A 16,125-nucleotide genomic window follows, 5' to 3' on the forward strand; every position below is an offset into this window, starting at 1 on the left:
TTTTCGGACCGTCAACCGGAAGACTGCACCCGTGACGTCCCGTATCCCGCGCGACTCCAGGCTTCGACTCGTCCGCCCGCGACCCCTGGCCGCCGCCCCCAGAGCGATGAACCAGCGGCGCTCGCGCCGACCCGCACCGCGCCCCCCGGAGGGCACCCCGGCACCGGCGGAGCTGGCCAGAATGGCGCGCTCAGGTCTGGCCGCCGCGGCCCGCGTCGCCCGCTGGGCCGACGCCGCGCTCGGCCCCGGCGGGGACAGCGCCACCGCCGACGGCAAGGCCACCCTCTCCGACGCGACCGCCGAACGGGCCGCCCGCGACCTGGGGCTGACCCCGGCTCAGGTCCGAGGCGACTGGGACACCGCCCGCCTCGCCGGCCTCGTCGAGGTGCACGGCGACAGCGCCCGCCCCGGCTGGCGGCTGCGCGCCTGGGACCGCGACGACAGCGCCGTCCTGCGCGGCTGGGTCGCCCTCTTCGACGCCTGGTCGCTCGCCCACCCGGAGCCCGGGGACCGCGAGGCCGCCGCCGTCGCCGAGGTCGTCTCGGCCATGCCGCAGGCGCTCTCCTTCCTCCAGCTCTCCGCCGGACCCGTCCCCGTGGAGCAGCTCCTCGACCTCCTGGAGCAGCGCGTCACCGAGCTGCGCACCGCACGCTGCGAGATCCCCTACGGCCCTCAGCCCGAGCCGGTGGCCGAGCCGGAGCCCACCGACGCCCCGCTCGCCCCCCTCCTCGACTGGGCCCTGCGCGCCCTCGCCTCCGTCGGCGCCCTCACCTACGGCGACGGCCAGGCCACGCTCACCCCGCTCGGGAGCTGGGCCGTCTGGGTCAAGCTGGAGCAGATCTGCGTCGCCGCGCAGAGCCCCGCCGGGAACATCGAGCAGGCGGCCGAGGACATGCTCCGCGGCTGCGCCCAGCTCCGCCCGAACGCGGCCCGCGCCGAGTACCGCGCCTGGCTCGCCGCCCGCCCCGTCGGCAGCGCCGTCACCGAACTGCTCGGTGCCGCCCGCGGCGAGGACGCCCTGCTGCGCGGCCTCGCCTTCGAGGCGCTGCGCGTCGTCGGCGCCCCCGCCGAGCCCGACGTCCGCGGTGTGCTGGCCGAGCCGACGCTCAGGCCGTACGCGCTGCTGTGGCTGGCCGTGCACGACGGGGCCGACCCGGAGGACGCCCACGAGGTCCTCACCCGTGAGGAGGCGACCTGGCTGTGGGTGGACACCGCGGCCGCCGTCGCCGACCACGGTGAGGCCCCGCTGCTGGTGCGCCATCTGGAGTCCGCGGTGCAGCCGACCGTCCCGATGCTCCTCGACGAGGTACGCGCCGTGGGACACCCCCGCACCGTGCAGGTCCTGGTCGCCCTCGCCGCCGCCCACCCCGACCCGGCCCTGGCCAAGGCCGTACGCCGGGCCGCGTTCCAGGTGCACACCGGCGGCGGCTAGGGCCTGTCGTTTGGATCACGCCGCAGACGCGGGGTCTGGCACGCACATCTGCCGCGTTGTCGTCGGTTGCCGATGCTCCGCATCGCCGCCCTCCTCCGCCTTGCAGCTGCACGCACCAGACCCCGCTCACCGGCGATTGCGTGGAACCGCCGATTTCCTGCGACCTGATCCAAACGACAGGCCCTAGGAGATTCGCGGGGTCAGCCCGCGATCTCGGGCGCGTACGTCCCGAAGCTCCAGATATTGCCCTCGAGGTCCCGGGCCATGTAGTCCCGCGAGCCGTAGTCCTGGTCCGTCGGGGGCATCACGATCTCCACGCCGTGGTCGACGGCGCGGCGGTGGTGTGCGTCCACGTCGTCCACCACCACGTACACCCCCGTGGTGCCCGCGCCCTTCATGGCCGCGTCGAAGACGCCGCCGCGGCCCTTGGTGCCGACCATCACCGCGCCGTTGCCCTGCGTCAGCTCGGCGTGCATCACCGAGCCGTCCTCGCCCTCGTACACCGACAGCTCCGTGAAGCCGAAGGCCTCGGTGAGCTGCCGGATCGCACTCTTCGCGTCCGCGTAGAGCAGCGTCGGATAGATGCTCGGACGTCCGCCGGACGAGCCTGCCATGGCGATCACTTCCTCGTTGTCCCGCTGCCTGACTCAGACAAAAGGTGGTTGCACGTCCCCGTTAGACTGTCTCCTATGGCCATTCTCCTCGCGCATTAGACGGCGGGAACGTCCTCAGCCGCCCATCCCGCCCCCGTATCCGCCCTGGAGTCTGTCCGTGATCTCCGCCTCCGGTATCGAGCTGCGCGCCGGTGCCCGCGTCCTCATCGAAAACGCCACCTTCCGTGTCGCCAAGGGCGACCGCATCGGCCTGGTCGGCCGCAACGGCGCAGGGAAGACCACCCTCACCAAGTGCCTCGCCGGTGACGGCATCCCGGCCGGCGGCACCATCACCCGCTCCGGCGAGGTCGGCTACCTCCCGCAGGACCCCCGCACCGGCGACCTCGACATCCTCGCCCGCGACCGCATCCTCTCCGCGCGCGGCCTGGACATACTGATCCGCAAGATGCGCGAGAACGAGCAGCGCATCGCCACAGGCACGGGCGGCACCCGCGAGAAGGCGCTCAAGCAGTACGAGCGCCAGGAGACGGAGTTCCTCACCAAGGGCGGGTACGCCGCCGAGGCCGAGGCCGCCACCATCGCCGCCGCGCTCAACCTGCCCGACCGCGTGCTCGGCCAGCCCCTGCACACGCTCTCCGGCGGTCAGCGCCGCCGTATCGAGCTGGCCCGCATCCTGTTCTCCGACGCGGACACGCTGCTGCTCGACGAGCCGACCAACCACCTCGACGCCGACTCGATCATCTGGCTGCGGGACTACCTGAAGACCTACCGCGGCGGCTTCATCGTGATCTCCCACGACGTCGAACTGGTCGAGACGGTCGTGAACAAGGTGTTCTACCTGGACGCCAACCGCTCCCAGATCGATGTCTACAACATGGGCTGGAAGCTCTACCAGCAGCAGCGCGAGGCCGACGAGAAGCGCCGCAAGCGCGAGCGGCAGAACGCCGAGAAAAAGGCCTCCGCGCTGCATTCGCAGGCCGACAAGATGCGGGCCAAGGCCACCAAGACCGTCGCCGCGCAGAACATGGCCCGCCGGGCGGACAAGCTGCTGGCCGGCCTGGAGGCCGAGCGGAAGTCCGACAAGGTCGCCAAGCTGCGCTTCCCCGAGCCCTCCCCGTGCGGCAAGACCCCGCTCATGGCCGAGGGCCTGTCCAAGTCCTACGGCTCGCTGGAGATCTTCACCGACGTCGACCTGGCCATCGACAAGGGCTCGCGCGTCGTCATCCTCGGCCTCAACGGCGCGGGCAAGACGACCCTGCTCCGGCTGCTCGGCGGGGCCGAGAAGCCCGACACCGGCGAGGTCATCGAGGGCCACGGCCTCAAGCTCGGCTACTACGCGCAGGAGCACGAGACCCTCGACCCGGAGCGCACGGTCCTGGAGAACATGCGCTCGGCCGCCCCCGACCTGGACCTGGTGGAGGTCCGCAAGACGCTCGGCTCGTTCCTGTTCTCCGGCGACGACGTCGACAAGCCGGCCGGGGTCCTCTCCGGCGGCGAGAAGACCCGCCTGGCCCTCGCCACCCTGGTGGTCTCCTCGGCGAACGTCCTGCTCCTCGACGAGCCCACCAACAACCTCGACCCGGCCAGCCGCGAGGAGATCCTCGGCGCGCTGCGCACCTACAAGGGCGCGGTCGTCCTCGTCACGCACGACGAGGGCGCGGTCGAGGCGCTCCAGCCGGAGCGGATCATCCTGCTGCCCGACGGCGTCGAGGACCTGTGGGGCGCCGACTACGCGGACCTCGTCGCCCTGGCCTGAGTGTCAGTGCCGCTTGATCGAATGCGTGATCAACGGCGTATGGATCATTCGGCCTAGCGGTGATCCATCATCTGTGTGAGATCTCCTCGTACCGAGGTGTGTCCTACATCGATTTCGCGGCCGAGCCCCCGATTCTTCCGGGCTCGGCCGCGACGCCTTTCTGACCTGGCATTTTCCGGAGCAATCCGTTCGGGTGTACGGGCGCCGATCTTCGGAATTGCGTATTCCGGATGTGGGGATGTGCTCCCGTCGTCACAACCTTGTCTCACGGACCTTGCCGAATGGGTGGCCATCAAGGCCCGGAGGGGTGATCATGAGGAGACCAGAGCGCACTTCCCATGAGGAGGCACGGGTGGCCGAGACTCTGAAGAAGGGCAGCCGGGTGACCGGCGCCGCGCGCGACAAGCTCGCGGCAGACCTGAAGAAGAAGTACGACGCCGGTGCGAGCATCCGGGCGTTGGCCGAGGAGACCGGCCGCTCGTATGGCTTTGTGCACCGCATGCTCAGTGAGTCGGGCGTCACGCTGCGAGGGCGTGGCGGGGCGACCCGGGGCAAAAAGGCCACGGCCTGACCCCGGGTGGCCCCTCGGCTTCGATGGTGGCCACCCGGTCGGTCGGCTGATCGACCGGGTGGTTACTGTGCAGTCACTTAGCTGACCGCACACATCGGAGGCGTCCATGGCTTCGCCCGACAAGGACCTCGTTCCCGTACTCGACAAGGACGGCGTACGGCTCACCGTCGACGACGCGGTCGCCACGGTGACGCTGACCAACCCCGACAAGCGCAACGCGCAGAGCCCCGCTCTGTGGCGGGCGCTGACCGAGGCCGGTCGGCAGCTGCCGGGCTCCGTCCGTGTCGTGGTGCTGCGGGCCGAGGGCAAGTCCTTCTCGGCCGGTCTCGACCGGCAGGCGTTCACGCCCGAGGGCTTCGACGGGGAACCGTCGTTCATCGACCTCGCGCGTGGTGACGACGCCGAGCTGGACGCGACCATCGCCGAGTACCAGCAGGCGTTCACCTGGTGGCGGCGCAGCGACATCGTCTCCGTCGCCGCCGTCCAGGGGCATGCCATCGGGGCGGGCTTCCAGCTGGCCCTCGCCTGCGACCTGCGCGTCGTCGCCGACGACGTGCAGTTCGCCATGCGCGAGACCAGCCTCGGACTCGTGCCCGATCTGACGGGCACGCATCCGCTGGTGGGACTCGTCGGATACGCCCGCGCGCTGGAGATCTGCGTGACCGGGCGCTTCGTCACGGCCGCGGAGGCCGTGAACACCGGCCTGGCCAACGTGGCCGTGCCCGCCGACCAGCTCGACGACACCGTCCGCGACCTCGCCTCGGCCGTCCTCGCCGCGCCCCGTGACGCCGTCGTCGAGACCAAGGCGCTGCTGCGCGGCGCCCAGGACCGCACATACGAGGCGCAGCGCGGCGCGGAGCGCCAGGCCCAGGCCCGCCGACTGCGGGACCTCGCGGGCCTCGGGGACTGAGGCGGCACCTCAGCCGATCCCGCTCACCACCACCGCCACCGTCGGGTGGTCCGGCAGCGTCCTGCGCACCGCCGTGCGCACCGCGCGGGCCACCTCACGGGCCTGGTGGTCCGCGCCCACCGCGAGTTCCAGCCGGACATGACGGTGCGGCAGCGCCGCCTCGCCCGGGAGGTTCTCGATGTGCACGGGGTGGCCCAGCGCGGCGGTCAGGTGAAGCACGCCCGGGACGTCGAGGGCGGCGGTCGCGACCCGGCCCTCGTCGCCGTCCATGGGCCGCGCGGCCCGAGGAGGTTCGGGGAGACCCGCGGCGGGGCCGGGTTCCGTCTCCTCGTCCAGCAGCCCCGCCACGCGCAGGTCCACCTCCGTCACCGTCAGACCCAGCTGCTGTGTCGCGGCGGTCGCCAGCGTCGCCCGCAGGAGGGACGCCGTCGCCGGCAGCGGCTGCGAGGCCGTGGCCGCGAAATCAACCGTCACCCGCAGCGGTCCGGGCGGCTGCGCGCTCGGCGGAGCCGGTACGGCCGGCTCCTGGGTGTCCTCCGGGTCGGCGAGCGCGACCCGGAGCGTGTCGAGGCGCACGCCCGGAGCGTCCTGGGCCGCGCGCCGCAACACCGCCTCGGCCGCCTGCTCGGAGATCCACGCGCCGTCGCGCGCGTCACCCAGCGGCAGGAGCCTGCCGAAGCCCAGCTGATGTCTCACTGCCTGCGTCCACCGGTCGGCCGTCATTCCTCCAGCCTGCCGCATCAGAGGCGCGCAACCACGTAACCGTGCTTACGGTGGTCGCAGGACGACAACCGAAAAGGACGTACGCCGATGACTGACATGACGGAGAACCGGGGCGGAGAGACCGAATCGCCGGCGGCACGCAGGAGTCCGCTGGCCAAGCGCAGTGGCGGAGACCCGGGCTCGCGCGGACGGACGACCATCGCTGACGGCGTCGTGGAGAAGATCGCCGGGCTCGCCGCACGCGACGTGGACGGCGTGCACGCCATGGGCAGCGGAGTCGCCCGCACCTTCGGAGCCGTACGCGACCGGGTGCCCGGCGGTACGAAGTCGGTGACCCGCGGCGTGAAGGCCGAGGTCGGCGAGGTGCAGGCGGCTCTCGACCTGGAGATCGTCGTCGACTACGGCGTGTCGATCGCCGATGTCGCCCGCGACGTACGGGAGAACGTCATCACCGCCGTCGAGCGGATGACCGGCCTCGAGGTCGTCGAGGTCAACATCGCGGTCAGCGATGTGAAGCTGCCGGACGAGGAGGAAGAGGAACCCGAGCGGCGGATCCAGTGAGGCACGGGGCACCGGACGGCACAGCGGCTGAGGAGCTGAGGAGCGCATGAGCATGGCCGTGGTCGGCATGATCGCCGGCATGGCGTTGGCATTCGCCGGATACTTCGGTGGATTCGGCGCTTTCCTGCTGGTGGCGGCGTTGGGCGCCGTCGGCTTCGTCGTCGGCCGGTTCCTGGAAGGGGACATGGACTTCGGCGACTTCTTCCGTCCACGTCACGAACGGCGGCGGTGACGCCCGTGAGCACGGGGGCCGGTGAACTCGACAGACCCCTGACCGCCGTCCCGCCGGCAGAGCGCGGCGCGACCAGGATCGCCGACCGGGTGGTCGCGAAGATCGCCTCCCAGGCGGCCCGCGAGGCCGTCGGGACGCTGCCGCCCGACGCCGGCCGCCCGTCCGCGAGCGTGGCCGTCCACCACGAGGTCGCCCACGTCCGGGTGCACGTCGAACTCGACTACCCCTGCGACGTCGGCGACCGCTGCCGACAGGTGCGTCGCCAAGTCGTCGAACGAGTGGGCACCCTGGCGGGCATGGAGGTGCCGGAGGTCGTCGTCCAGGTGGAGCGGCTCCATCCGGTCGCCGGGCACGGCGCGACACAGGGGAGGACGCGATGAGCGAACCCCGGGGCACCGACCCGGCCGAACCGCCCGAGTCCGAGGGCGGCACACAGCGACTGCCGGTCGTCGACCCGTCGGAGACCGGAGAGGGACCCGACCAGTCCGACCGGTCCGAGCCGACGGAAGCCGAGGGACAGCCGGCCGCACCCGACGAAGAGGGCGGCCGCGAAAGCCGCTTCTGGTCGGCGCGCCGCGTCCCCGCCGGCATCGTCGCGCTGCTGCTCCTGGGCCTCGCCGGACTGTTCCTGTACGACGTCGCGTCCGTGCGCGCCGACCGGCCCGCCATGAGCTGGCGCCGGGAACTCGCCCAGCAGCTCGCCGAACGGCCCCTGGACGACGTCTGGGTGCTCGTCGGGGCCGGAGTGGCCGCCGCCCTCGGACTCTGGCTGCTCGTCCTGGCCGCCACACCCGGCCTGCGGGACGTGCTCCCGATGCGGCGCGCGCACGCCGACGTACACGCCGGGCTGCACCGCGACGCCGCCGCGTCCGCGCTGCGGGACCGGGCCATGGAGGTGTCCGGCGTGCAGTCCGCGGACGTCCGGATGCGCCGGACCAAGGCGAAGGTCCGCGCCGCGTCGCACTTCCGTGAACTGGACGACGTACGAACCGAACTGGACGCCGTGCTCACCGACGCGGTCCGCGGGCTGGGGCTGTCCCGGCCCCCCGCGGTGTCGGTGCGCGTACGGCGGCCCGGCCGGAAGGGGTGACCGGAGGTGCTCCGGATCGTCAACCGTGTGTTCCTCGGGCTCGTGGGCCTCGTGCTGCTGGTGCTGGGCGGCTCGGTGCTGGCCGTCGGCCTCGGCGCCCCGGTGCCCACGTGGTGGATCCACGACAGCCGGCACGACGTGCTGCTGAGCGACGCCGAACGCACGCGCTGGCGGGAGGACGGCTGGTGGTGGCCGACCGTCATCGCCGTACTCGCCGTCGTTCTGCTGCTCGCCCTGTGGTGGCTCGTCGCGGTCCTCCGCCGGCGCCGCCTCGCCGAGATCCTCGTCGACACCGGCGACGGCGAGGGCGCCCTGCTGCGCGGCCGGGCCCTGGAGAGCGCCCTCGCCGGGGAGGCGGAACAGGCCGACGGCGTGGACCGCGCCGACGCGCGTCTGACGGGCCGCCGTACCACCCCCGAGGCCCGCGTACGGCTCTCGCTGGAGCCGCACGTGGACCCGGGAACGGCCCTGCACGACCTGACGACCGGCGCCCTGGCCCACGCCAGAACCTCCGCGGGCCTCGACTCACTCCCGGCGGAGGTGAGACTGCGGGGCGTCAAGCACCGTGCGGAGAGGGTGAGTTGAGTACGTCGGACTCGGGTCTCAGAACCCGTGCCGCGCTCCGCCGTCCACCGGCACCATGACCCCGGTCAGATAGGACGCCGCCGGCGACATCAGGAACGCGGCCACCCGGCCGAACTCCTCCGGCGCCCCGTACCGCCGCAGCGGAATACGCGACTCCGAAGCCGCCCTGGTCGCCTCGGGATCCGCCGACAAGCCGTCCAGCTGCCGCACCCGGTCCGTGTCGATGCGCCCGGGCAGCACCCCGACCACCCGGATCCCCCGCGGCCCCAGCTCCTCCGACAACGACTTGGCGAACCCGGCCAGCCCGGGCCGCAGCCCGTTCGAGATCGTCAGCCCCGGAATCGGCTCGTACACCGAGCCGGACAGCACGAACCCGATGACGCCCCCGGCCTCCAGCTCGGAGGCGGCGGCGCGGGCCAGCCGTACGGCACCGAGGAACACCGACTCGAACGCCGCCTGCCACTGCTCGTCGGTGTTGTCGGCGACGAACCCGGCCGGCGGGCCGCCCACGCTGATCAGGACACCGTTGAAGCGCCCGAAGTTCTCCCGCGCGGCCCCGATCAGCCGGGCCGCCGCCTCGGGGTCGGCGTTGTCGACGGCCACCCCGACCGCGTTCGGGCCCAGCGCGTCCGCCGTCTCGGCGACGCTCTTGTCGTCCCTGCCCGAGACGACCACCTTCGCCCCGTCCGCGACCAGCTCGCGCGCGGAAGCGTTGCCGAGGCCTCGCGTGGCCCCGGTGACGACGTACACCCGGTCCTTCAGTCCAAGATCCATGGTCCCTATCCTGCCCCCTCCTCGCCGAACAGGGCGAGGGCGGTGTTCACGAGGCCGATGTGGCTGAACGCCTGCGGGAAGTTGCCGAGCTGCCGGCCGGACACGGGGTCGAACTCCTCGGACAGCAGACCGACGTCGTTGGCCAGCCCCACCAGCCGCTCGAACAGCTCGCGGGCCTCCTTCGTCCGGCCCGTCATGTACAGGGCGTCCGCGAGCCAGAACGAGCACACCACGAAGGTGCCCTCGGAACCGGGCAGTCCGTCGACGTCCGCGTCGTCGGTCGTGTAGCGCAGCAGCAGCCCGTGGTGGTCCAGCTCCTCGCGGATCGCGTCGATGGTGCCGATGACGCGCGGATCGTCGGGCGGCAGGAAGCCGACGCGCGGGATGAGCAGCAGCGCCGCGTCCAGTTCGCGTGAACCGTAGGACTGCGTGAAGGTGTTGCGTTCGGCGTCGAAGCCCTTCTCGCACACCTCGCGGTGCACCTCCTCGCGCAGCGCGCGCCAGCCCTCCAGGTCGCCGTCCAGCTCCGGATGGCGCTCCATGGTGCGCACGGCACGGTCGGCGGCCACCCACACCATCACCTTCGAGTGCACGAACTGGCGCCGGCCGCCGCGCACCTCCCACAGCCCCTCGTCGGGCTGGCGCCAGTTCGTCCGCAGGAAGTCCATCAGGGCCGTCTGCAGCGCCCACACGTCCGGCTGGGCGGTCAGGCCCGACTCGCGGGCCAGCGACAGGGAGTCCATGACCTCGCCGTAGACGTCCAGCTGGAGCTGGTTCACGGCGTCGTTGCCGATGCGGACGGGCCGGGACCCGGCGAACCCCGACAGCCACGGCAGCTCGGACTCGGGCAGCCGCCGCTCGCCCGCCAGGCCGTACATGATCTGCAGATCGGCCGGGTCGCCCGCGACCGCGCGCAGCAGCCAGTTCCGCCAGGCCTCGGCCTCGTCCTGGTAGCCCGCCGCCAGCAGCGCCCCCAGGGTGAGGGTGGAGTCGCGCAGCCAGCAGTAGCGGTAGTCCCAGTTGCGCACCCCGCCCGGCTCCTCGGGCAGCGAGGTGGTGAGGGCGGCGACGATGCCGCCGGTCGGGGCGTAGGTGAGCGCCTTGAGGGTGATCAGGGAGCGGACGACGGCGTCCCGGTACGGCCCTTGGTAGCGGCAGCGCGACACCCAGGCCCGCCAGTCCTCGACGCTGTGCCGCAGCGCCTCGTGCGGGTCGACGAGCGACGGGCGCTCCTCGTGGGAGGGGTGCCAGGTCAGGACGAACGCGACCTTCTCGCCCTTCTTGACGGTGAACTCCGCGTGCGTACCGAAGTCCTCGCCCCAGCTGCGCACCTCCGGCTCGCTGCGCAGCCAGGTGGAGTCCGGTCCGGCCACGGCGACCCGGTGGCCGTCGGACCGGCGCATCCACGGCATGATCGAGCCGTAGTCGAAGCGCAGCTTGATGGCACTGTGGAGCGTCACCTCGCCGTCCAGCCCCTCGACGATCCGTACGAGGTCGGGGGCCTCGTCGCGCTGGGGCATCAGGTCGGTGACCCGGACCGCCCCCTGTTCGGTCTCCCACTCGGTGTCCAGGACGAGGGTGTCGTGGCGGTAGGCGCGCCGGGTGCACCGGTCCGCCCCCACGGGGGCGATGCGCCAGTAGCCGTTGTCCTCGTCGCCGAGCAGTTTGGCGAAGCAGGCGGCCGAGTCGAAGCGGGGCAGACACAGCCAGTCGACGGACCCGTCCGTGCCCACCAGGGCCGCCGTCTGTTCGTCACCGATGAGCGCGTAGTCCTCGATACCCGTATGCACGCAGTGCGGGTTCCCGGCAAGTAGGGCCCGCAATCAGGGGTGGAGCCGGGGGAGTGACCGGCCCTCGGCGGCGGGTGCGGCGGTGCCGGTGCCGGTGCCGGAGAAGATGACTCCGGGATCCGACGGTGTCTGGTTGAGCACCCACAGACCGATCAACACGGCCAGGGTGAAGACGACCGCGATCAGCACGGCGAGCACGAGCCGCCGCCGGCGTTCGCGCCGCAGCCACTCACCGCGTGCCGTGCGATAGGCGTCGGGGTCGGGGAGCACGCCGCCGGCCAGGGCCTCAAGGGCCTCGCGCAGCTCGCGTTCGGTGCGGCCGTCGCCGTGCCCGGTCCGGTCCGGGCTCGTGTCCTTCATCGCCGTGCCTCCATCGCCTGGGTCAGGGCGGCGATGCCGCGTGCCGTGTGGGTCTTGACCGAACCGCCGGAGATGCCCATCGCGTCGGCTATCTCACTCTCCTTCAGACCGAGCCAGTGCCGCAGCACCAGCGCCTCGCGCTGCCTCGGCGGCAACTGCTGGAGCGCGTCGATGAGCACGCGCTGGTCGTCGCGCAGCAGCGCGGCGTGCTCGGCGGAGGCGACCATCTCGTCCGGCGGGCTCGGCGGGTTCTCCTCGTGCCGGCGGGCGACCTGGAGGTGGCGTATCCGCATCCGCGTCAGATTGCAGACGGTGGACCGCAGATACGCCTCCGCGGCGGCCGCGTCCCGCAGGCGCCGCCACTTGCGGTAGATCTGGTAGTACGCCTCGGCCACCACGTTCTCCGGGTCGTCGGCGCCCAGCAGGACCGCGAGCCGCAGCATCGAGGAGTAGTGCACCTCGAAGAGGCGGGCCACGCCCGTCTCCCGCTCCAGGTCGGCCGGGTCGGCAGCCGCGGGAGGCAGGGGCACGGCGGCGGCCGGGGGCACGGTGGGGGAGTTCTGTCTGCGTCTCACGGGTTGTTCGCTCCGGTCTCCGGGCGTCGCCGGACGGTCAGGCGGGACGGCAGGTCGGTCGAGTCGGCGCCGCGCGGAACGCCCAGCCGGTCCAGCACCGGGGTGCCGGCCACCGCGACGGCCAGATTGAGCAGCAGGGCCGCGAGCCCGGCGTAGATCTCCAGCGGCCCGGCGCCGGTGCCGAGCGGCACGATCGAGGAGAACCCCTCGCGCACCACCAGGTACGTCCCCGAGACCATGCCCACGGCCCACCCGGCGAGCAGCGCCCGAGGGTGCAGCCGCCCGGTGAACAGCCCGACGGCCACGGCCGGGAAGATCTGCAGGATCCACACGCCGCCGAGCAGCTGGAGGTTGATGGCGTCCTGGTCGCGCAGCCCGAACACGAACGCCACGGCCCCCGCCTTCGCGGTGATCGACACCGCCTTGGCGATGCGCACCTGGCGCTTGGGCGTGGCGGTCGGCTGGACGTACTCGACGTAGACGTTGCGTACGAAGCTCGTCGCCGCGGCGATCGACATCACCGCCGCCGGGACGAGCGCCCCCACGGCGATCGCGGCGAACACCAGCCCGGCCAGCGGCGCCGGCATCAGCCGGTCGACCAGCATCGGCACGGCCGCCTCGGCACCACCGCGCGGCGCCCGCACCCCCGCCGCGAGGGCGGCGAAGCCGAGGAACCCGAACAGCGCGAGCAGCCCGGTCCAGGCCGGCAGCGCCACCGAGACCTTGCGCAGGGTGCGGGGCCCGTCGGCGGCGAAACCGGCGGTGAGCACATGCGGATACATCAGCAGGGCGAGGGCGGAGCCGAGGGCGAGGGTGGCGTAGGCGGGCTGCTGGGCGGGGGACAGCAGCAGCGCCGGATCGCCCAGCCGCGCCGCGGCGCCGTCGAAGACCGGGCCGGGGCCGCCGAACCGTTCGAGGACCAGCCAGGTCACGGCGGTCAGCGAGCCGAACACGGCCACCGCCTTCAGCGCCGAGATGACCGTGGGCGCGCGCAGCCCGTGCCGGTATGTGGCCACCGCGAGCCCCGCGAACAGCGCCACCAGCACCAGGTCCCCGGCCAGGCCCCGGGGATGGACGCCTCCGGCCGTCAGCACGGCCCGGATGCCGATCAGCTGCAGCGCCAGGTACGGCATCGTCGCGAGGATCCCGGTCAGCGCGACCACCAGGGCCAGCGGCGGCGACCCGTACCGGCCCCGCACGAAATCGGCGGCGGTGATATAGCCGTGCCGGCGGGCCACGCTCCACAGGCGGCTCAGCAGCACGAAGGCGAGCGGGCAGACGATCACCGTGTACGGCACCGCGAAGAAGGCCGGAGCGCCGTTGCCGTACGCGAGACCGGGCACGGCGGTGAAGGTGTACGCGGTGAAGATCGTGCCGCCGAGCAGCAGCCAGGTCCAGCCGGGGCCGAGGCTTCGGTCGGCCAGTGCCCAGCCCTCCAGGGAGGGCAGCCGGTCCACCGGACGCAGCCGCCGTGCGGTGACCGCGAGCAGCGACGCCCCGCCGATCACGGCGAGAAACGTCGCGGTCATGGCGCCGTCAGCCATGGGTCACCGTCCTTGGTGTGCCTTTGCCCTCGCGCGAGAGTTGCGCGGACGGCCCGTCCGGAGGACAGGGAACCTGCGGGAAATCTTCTGGGAACGCCGTGTCATCCACTTCCGGCGGGAGCGCAACTCTTGCACAGACCGACAGCGAGCGGGAGAGGTGCGCAGGTCGGGGAAGCGCCCCCGCACCGGCCCCCGCGCAGGTCCTGTCGCACACCACCGCCACGGTGAGGAGCCGCCATGCCCGTATCAGTCCTGCCCGAATCCGACCGGTCAGCGCCAGAAAAGCGGCGAATGCCCCTGAAGTCCCTCCTGCTCTGGGCCGCCCTCTCCCTGCTCGGCGCGATCGCCTGGGGCGTCCTCGCCCTCGCCCGGGGCGAGGAGATCTCGGCGGTCTGGCTGGTCGTCGCGGCGCTCGGCTCGTACGCCATCGCCTACCGTTTCTACTCCCGCTTCGTCGCCCGGCGGGTGCTGGGGCCCGACGACCGCCGGGCCACGCCCGCCGAGCGCCTCGAGGACGGCGTCGACTTCCACCCCACCGACCGCCGGGTGCTGCTCGGCCACCACTTCGCCGCGATCGCCGGCGCCGGGCCGCTGGTGGGGCCGGTCCTCGCGGCGCAGATGGGCTATCTGCCCGGGACGCTGTGGATCGTCGCCGGTGTGATCTTCGCGGGCGCGGTGCAGGACATGGTCGTGCTGTTCCTGTCCATGCGGCGGGACGGGAAGTCGCTCGGGCAGATGGCCCGGGACGAGATCGGCCGCTGGGGCGGGGCCGCCGCCCTGATCGCCGTGTTCGCCATCATGATCATCCTGCTGGGTGTGCTGGCCCTGGTCGTCGTCAACGCCCTCGCCCACTCCCCGTGGGGCACCTTCTCCGTCGCGATGACCATCCCCATCGCCCTGTTCATGGGCTTCTGGCTGCACATCCTGCGCCCGGGCCGGGTCGTCGAGACCAGCCTGATCGGCGTCGCGCTTCTGCTGCTCGCCATCGTCGGGGGCAGCTGGATCCAGCAGTCCTCCCTGGCCTCCGCCTTCACCCTCAGCCCCACGACCCTCGTGTTCTGCCTGGTCGGCTACGGCTTCGTCGCCTCCGTGCTGCCGGTGTGGATGCTGCTCGCGCCGCGCGACTACCTCTCCACCTTCATGAAGATCGGCACGATCGCGATGCTGGCGGTGGGCGTGGTGGTCGCCGCCCCGGTCCTGCGCGCGGACGCGGTGACCGACTTCGCCTCGACGGGCGCGGGACCCGTCTTCGCGGGCTCGCTCTTCCCCTTCCTCTTCATCACCATCGCCTGCGGGGCGCTCTCCGGCTTCCACGCCCTGGTCGCCTCCGGCACCACGCCGAAGCTGATCCAGAAGGAGTCCCAGGTCCGGATGATCGGCTACGGCGCCATGCTGATGGAGTCGTTCGTCGCGATCATGGCGCTGATCGCGGCGGCCACTCTGGAGCCGGGCCTGTACTACGCCATGAACGCCCCGGCGGCCCTCCTCGGCACCACGGCCGAGTCGGCGTCCCACGCGGTCGCCGGACTCGGCTTCACGATCACCCCCGACCAGCTCACCCAGGCCGCCAAGGCCGTGGAGGAACAGACGTTGATCGCCCGCTCGGGAGGAGCCCCGACCCTCGCGGTCGGCATGTCGGAGATCTTCTCCGGGGTCATCGGCGGCACCGCGATGAAGGCCTTCTGGTACCACTTCGCGATCATGTTCGAGGCGCTGTTCATCCTGACGACCGTGGACGCGGGCACCCGGGTCGGCCGCTTCATGCTCCAGGACATGCTCGGCAACGTCTGGAAGCCGGCCGGCCGGGTCAACTGGAAGCCGGGCATCTGGCTGTGCAGCGCCCTGGTTGTCGCGGCCTGGGGCTACTTCCTCTACACCGGCGCCACCGACCCGCTCGGCGGAATCAACCAGCTCTTCCCGCTCTTCGGCATCGCCAACCAGCTGCTCGCCGCGATCGCCCTGGCCGTCTGCACCACGGTACTGATCAAGTCCGGGAAACTGCGCTGGGCCTGGGTCACCGGCGTCCCGCTCGCCTGGGTCGTCGCCATCACCTTCACCGCCGGCTGGCAGAAGATCTTCTCCGACGACCCGAAGGTGGGCTTCTTCGCCCAGCGCGCCCGCTACGCCGACGCCCTCGACGCCGGCCAGATCCTGCCGCCCGCCAAGAGCCCGGCCGACATGCGGACCGTCGTCACCAACTCCACGGTCGACGGCGTCCTGATCGCCCTCTTCCTGCTGCTGGTCGCCGTGGTGCTCGTGAACGCGGCGGTGGTGTGCGTACGGGCGATCCGCGCCCCGGGTCCCTTGCCGACCACCGAGGCACCGTACGTCGAGTCCCGCATCGAGCTGCCGGGGCAGAAGCCGGGAGAGGAGCCGGCCGAGCCCCTGGCGGGAGCCCGCTCATGAGGGCGGTGCGCTGGGCACGGGCCGTGTCCTGGTACGTCCGCGAACTGCTGCGCACGCTGGACCGGGGGTCCGGGCCGCGGGGGAGGTGCTGCTGACCGGCCCCGGGGGCGGAGCGGGCGCGGGGGAGGTGCTGCCGGCGGACCGGGGGCGGGCCTGCAGATGGGGCCGGGGACGGGCCTGTGGGCGTGCTGCGGGTCGTCGG

The 16,125-nt window shown here is 72.4% G+C and carries 17 protein-coding genes; 10 read left to right on the forward strand and 7 right to left on the reverse strand.

All coding sequences use genetic code 11. The features are described 5' to 3' along the window. The first annotated feature begins 181 nt into the window (after positions 1-181). Positions 182-1,432: a hypothetical protein gene (locus KJK29_RS29990; protein ID WP_251057977.1), complete on the forward strand. Its 1,251-nt coding sequence runs from the start codon at positions 182-184 to the stop codon at positions 1,430-1,432. Positions 1,433-1,632: 200 nt separating this feature from the next. On the opposite strand, the gene KJK29_RS29995 is transcribed toward KJK29_RS29990, so the two are convergent. Then, positions 1,633-2,046 carry a VOC family protein gene (locus tag KJK29_RS29995; protein ID WP_215122304.1) on the reverse strand — a complete coding sequence of 138 codons (414 nt, stop codon included), beginning with the start codon at positions 2,044-2,046 and terminating at the stop codon, positions 1,633-1,635. 157 nt (positions 2,047-2,203) lie between these two features. On the opposite strand from KJK29_RS29995, the gene KJK29_RS30000 reads away from it, so the two are divergent. The 3 genes from KJK29_RS30000 (at position 2,204) to KJK29_RS30010 (ending at position 5,283) form a co-directional block, all read left to right on the forward strand. After that, a complete protein-coding gene (locus KJK29_RS30000) occupies positions 2,204-3,802 on the forward strand; it encodes an ABC-F family ATP-binding cassette domain-containing protein (protein WP_215122305.1) in 1,599 nt (532 codons plus the stop codon). Between the two features lie 352 nt (positions 3,803-4,154). Further along, entirely contained in the window at positions 4,155-4,373 is a 219-nt protein-coding gene (locus tag KJK29_RS30005) for a helix-turn-helix domain-containing protein (protein ID WP_010037790.1), read from the forward strand. Between the two features lie 106 nt (positions 4,374-4,479). Beyond that, positions 4,480-5,283, forward strand: a complete 804-nt coding sequence (locus tag KJK29_RS30010) for an enoyl-CoA hydratase/isomerase family protein (RefSeq protein ID WP_215122306.1) — start codon at positions 4,480-4,482, stop codon at positions 5,281-5,283. 9 nt (positions 5,284-5,292) lie between these two features. On the opposite strand, the gene KJK29_RS30015 is transcribed toward KJK29_RS30010, so the two are convergent. Then, positions 5,293-6,006 carry a nucleopolyhedrovirus P10 family protein gene (locus KJK29_RS30015; RefSeq protein ID WP_215122307.1) on the reverse strand — a complete coding sequence of 238 codons (714 nt, stop codon included), beginning with the start codon at positions 6,004-6,006 and terminating at the stop codon, positions 5,293-5,295. Between the two features lie 87 nt (positions 6,007-6,093). On the opposite strand from KJK29_RS30015, the gene KJK29_RS30020 reads away from it, so the two are divergent. Genes KJK29_RS30020 through amaP form a run of 5 tightly spaced genes read left to right on the forward strand, consistent with a single transcriptional unit; the run spans position 6,094 to position 8,474 of the window. Further along, the gene (locus KJK29_RS30020) at positions 6,094-6,567 is read left to right on the forward strand and encodes an Asp23/Gls24 family envelope stress response protein (protein WP_215122308.1); all 474 of its coding nucleotides are present in this window, start codon (positions 6,094-6,096) and stop codon (positions 6,565-6,567) included. Positions 6,568-6,613: 46 nt separating this feature from the next. Continuing rightward, positions 6,614-6,799 (forward strand): hypothetical protein, encoded by a 186-nt coding sequence (locus KJK29_RS30025; RefSeq protein WP_184599696.1) that lies wholly within the window; start codon positions 6,614-6,616, stop codon positions 6,797-6,799. Continuing rightward, entirely contained in the window at positions 6,796-7,179 is a 384-nt protein-coding gene (locus KJK29_RS30030) for an Asp23/Gls24 family envelope stress response protein (RefSeq protein ID WP_215122309.1), read from the forward strand. The genes KJK29_RS30025 and KJK29_RS30030 overlap by 4 nt, the downstream gene beginning before the upstream one ends. After that, complete coding sequence (locus tag KJK29_RS30035; RefSeq protein ID WP_215122310.1) at positions 7,176-7,889, forward strand: DUF6286 domain-containing protein; 714 nt, start codon at positions 7,176-7,178, stop codon at positions 7,887-7,889. Before KJK29_RS30030 ends, KJK29_RS30035 begins: the two co-directional genes overlap by 4 nt. Positions 7,890-7,895: 6 nt before the next feature. Continuing rightward, the gene (gene amaP, locus KJK29_RS30040; RefSeq protein WP_215122311.1) at positions 7,896-8,474 is read left to right on the forward strand and encodes an alkaline shock response membrane anchor protein AmaP; all 579 of its coding nucleotides are present in this window, start codon (positions 7,896-7,898) and stop codon (positions 8,472-8,474) included. An 18-nt stretch (positions 8,475-8,492) separates the two neighbouring features. Here the strand turns inward: amaP and KJK29_RS30045 are convergent, their stop codons facing one another. Genes KJK29_RS30045 through KJK29_RS30065 form a run of 5 tightly spaced genes read right to left on the reverse strand, consistent with a single transcriptional unit; the run spans position 8,493 to position 13,517 of the window. Beyond that, a complete protein-coding gene (locus KJK29_RS30045; protein WP_215122312.1) occupies positions 8,493-9,248 on the reverse strand; it encodes an SDR family oxidoreductase in 756 nt (251 codons plus the stop codon). Positions 9,249-9,253: 5 nt separating this feature from the next. Next, positions 9,254-11,038 carry a glycoside hydrolase family 15 protein gene (locus KJK29_RS30050; RefSeq protein WP_215122313.1) on the reverse strand — a complete coding sequence of 595 codons (1,785 nt, stop codon included), beginning with the start codon at positions 11,036-11,038 and terminating at the stop codon, positions 9,254-9,256. 33 nt (positions 11,039-11,071) lie between these two features. Beyond that, a complete protein-coding gene (locus tag KJK29_RS30055) occupies positions 11,072-11,398 on the reverse strand; it encodes a hypothetical protein (protein WP_215122314.1) in 327 nt (108 codons plus the stop codon). Continuing rightward, positions 11,395-11,973 (reverse strand): sigma-70 family RNA polymerase sigma factor, encoded by a 579-nt coding sequence (locus KJK29_RS30060; protein ID WP_215122315.1) that lies wholly within the window; start codon positions 11,971-11,973, stop codon positions 11,395-11,397. Before KJK29_RS30060 ends, KJK29_RS30055 begins: the two co-directional genes overlap by 4 nt. Beyond that, a complete protein-coding gene (locus tag KJK29_RS30065; RefSeq protein WP_215122316.1) occupies positions 11,970-13,517 on the reverse strand; it encodes a sodium:solute symporter family protein in 1,548 nt (515 codons plus the stop codon). Before KJK29_RS30065 ends, KJK29_RS30060 begins: the two co-directional genes overlap by 4 nt. A gap of 237 nt (positions 13,518-13,754) precedes the next feature. On the opposite strand from KJK29_RS30065, the gene KJK29_RS30070 reads away from it, so the two are divergent. Continuing rightward, positions 13,755-15,923 carry a carbon starvation CstA family protein gene (locus KJK29_RS30070; RefSeq protein WP_215122317.1) on the forward strand — a complete coding sequence of 723 codons (2,169 nt, stop codon included), beginning with the start codon at positions 13,755-13,757 and terminating at the stop codon, positions 15,921-15,923. Positions 15,924-16,125 lie beyond the last annotated feature (202 nt).

The organism is Streptomyces koelreuteriae, from assembly GCF_018604545.1.
GTDB classification, from domain to species: Bacteria; Actinomycetota; Actinomycetes; order Streptomycetales; family Streptomycetaceae; genus Streptomyces; species Streptomyces koelreuteriae.

Bases quoted from the DNA above. Each gene is read 5' to 3' on its own strand.
- KJK29_RS29990 (WP_251057977.1), top strand. From the start codon at position 182: ATGGCGCGCTCAGGTCTGGCCGCCGCGGCCCGCGTCGCCCGCTGGGCC.
- KJK29_RS29995 (WP_215122304.1), bottom strand. From the start codon at position 2,046: ATGGCAGGCTCGTCCGGCGGACGTCCGAGCATCTATCCGACGCTGCTC.
- KJK29_RS30010 (WP_215122306.1), top strand. From the start codon at position 4,480: ATGGCTTCGCCCGACAAGGACCTCGTTCCCGTACTCGACAAGGACGGC.
- KJK29_RS30015 (WP_215122307.1), bottom strand. From the start codon at position 6,006: ATGACGGCCGACCGGTGGACGCAGGCAGTGAGACATCAGCTGGGCTTC.
- KJK29_RS30020 (WP_215122308.1), top strand. From the start codon at position 6,094: ATGACTGACATGACGGAGAACCGGGGCGGAGAGACCGAATCGCCGGCG.
- KJK29_RS30025 (WP_184599696.1), top strand. From the start codon at position 6,614: ATGAGCATGGCCGTGGTCGGCATGATCGCCGGCATGGCGTTGGCATTC.
- KJK29_RS30035 (WP_215122310.1), top strand. From the start codon at position 7,176: ATGAGCGAACCCCGGGGCACCGACCCGGCCGAACCGCCCGAGTCCGAG.
- KJK29_RS30045 (WP_215122312.1), bottom strand. From the start codon at position 9,248: ATGGATCTTGGACTGAAGGACCGGGTGTACGTCGTCACCGGGGCCACG.
- KJK29_RS30055 (WP_215122314.1), bottom strand. From the start codon at position 11,398: ATGAAGGACACGAGCCCGGACCGGACCGGGCACGGCGACGGCCGCACC.
- KJK29_RS30065 (WP_215122316.1), bottom strand. From the start codon at position 13,517: ATGGCTGACGGCGCCATGACCGCGACGTTTCTCGCCGTGATCGGCGGG.
- KJK29_RS30070 (WP_215122317.1), top strand. From the start codon at position 13,755: ATGCCCGTATCAGTCCTGCCCGAATCCGACCGGTCAGCGCCAGAAAAG.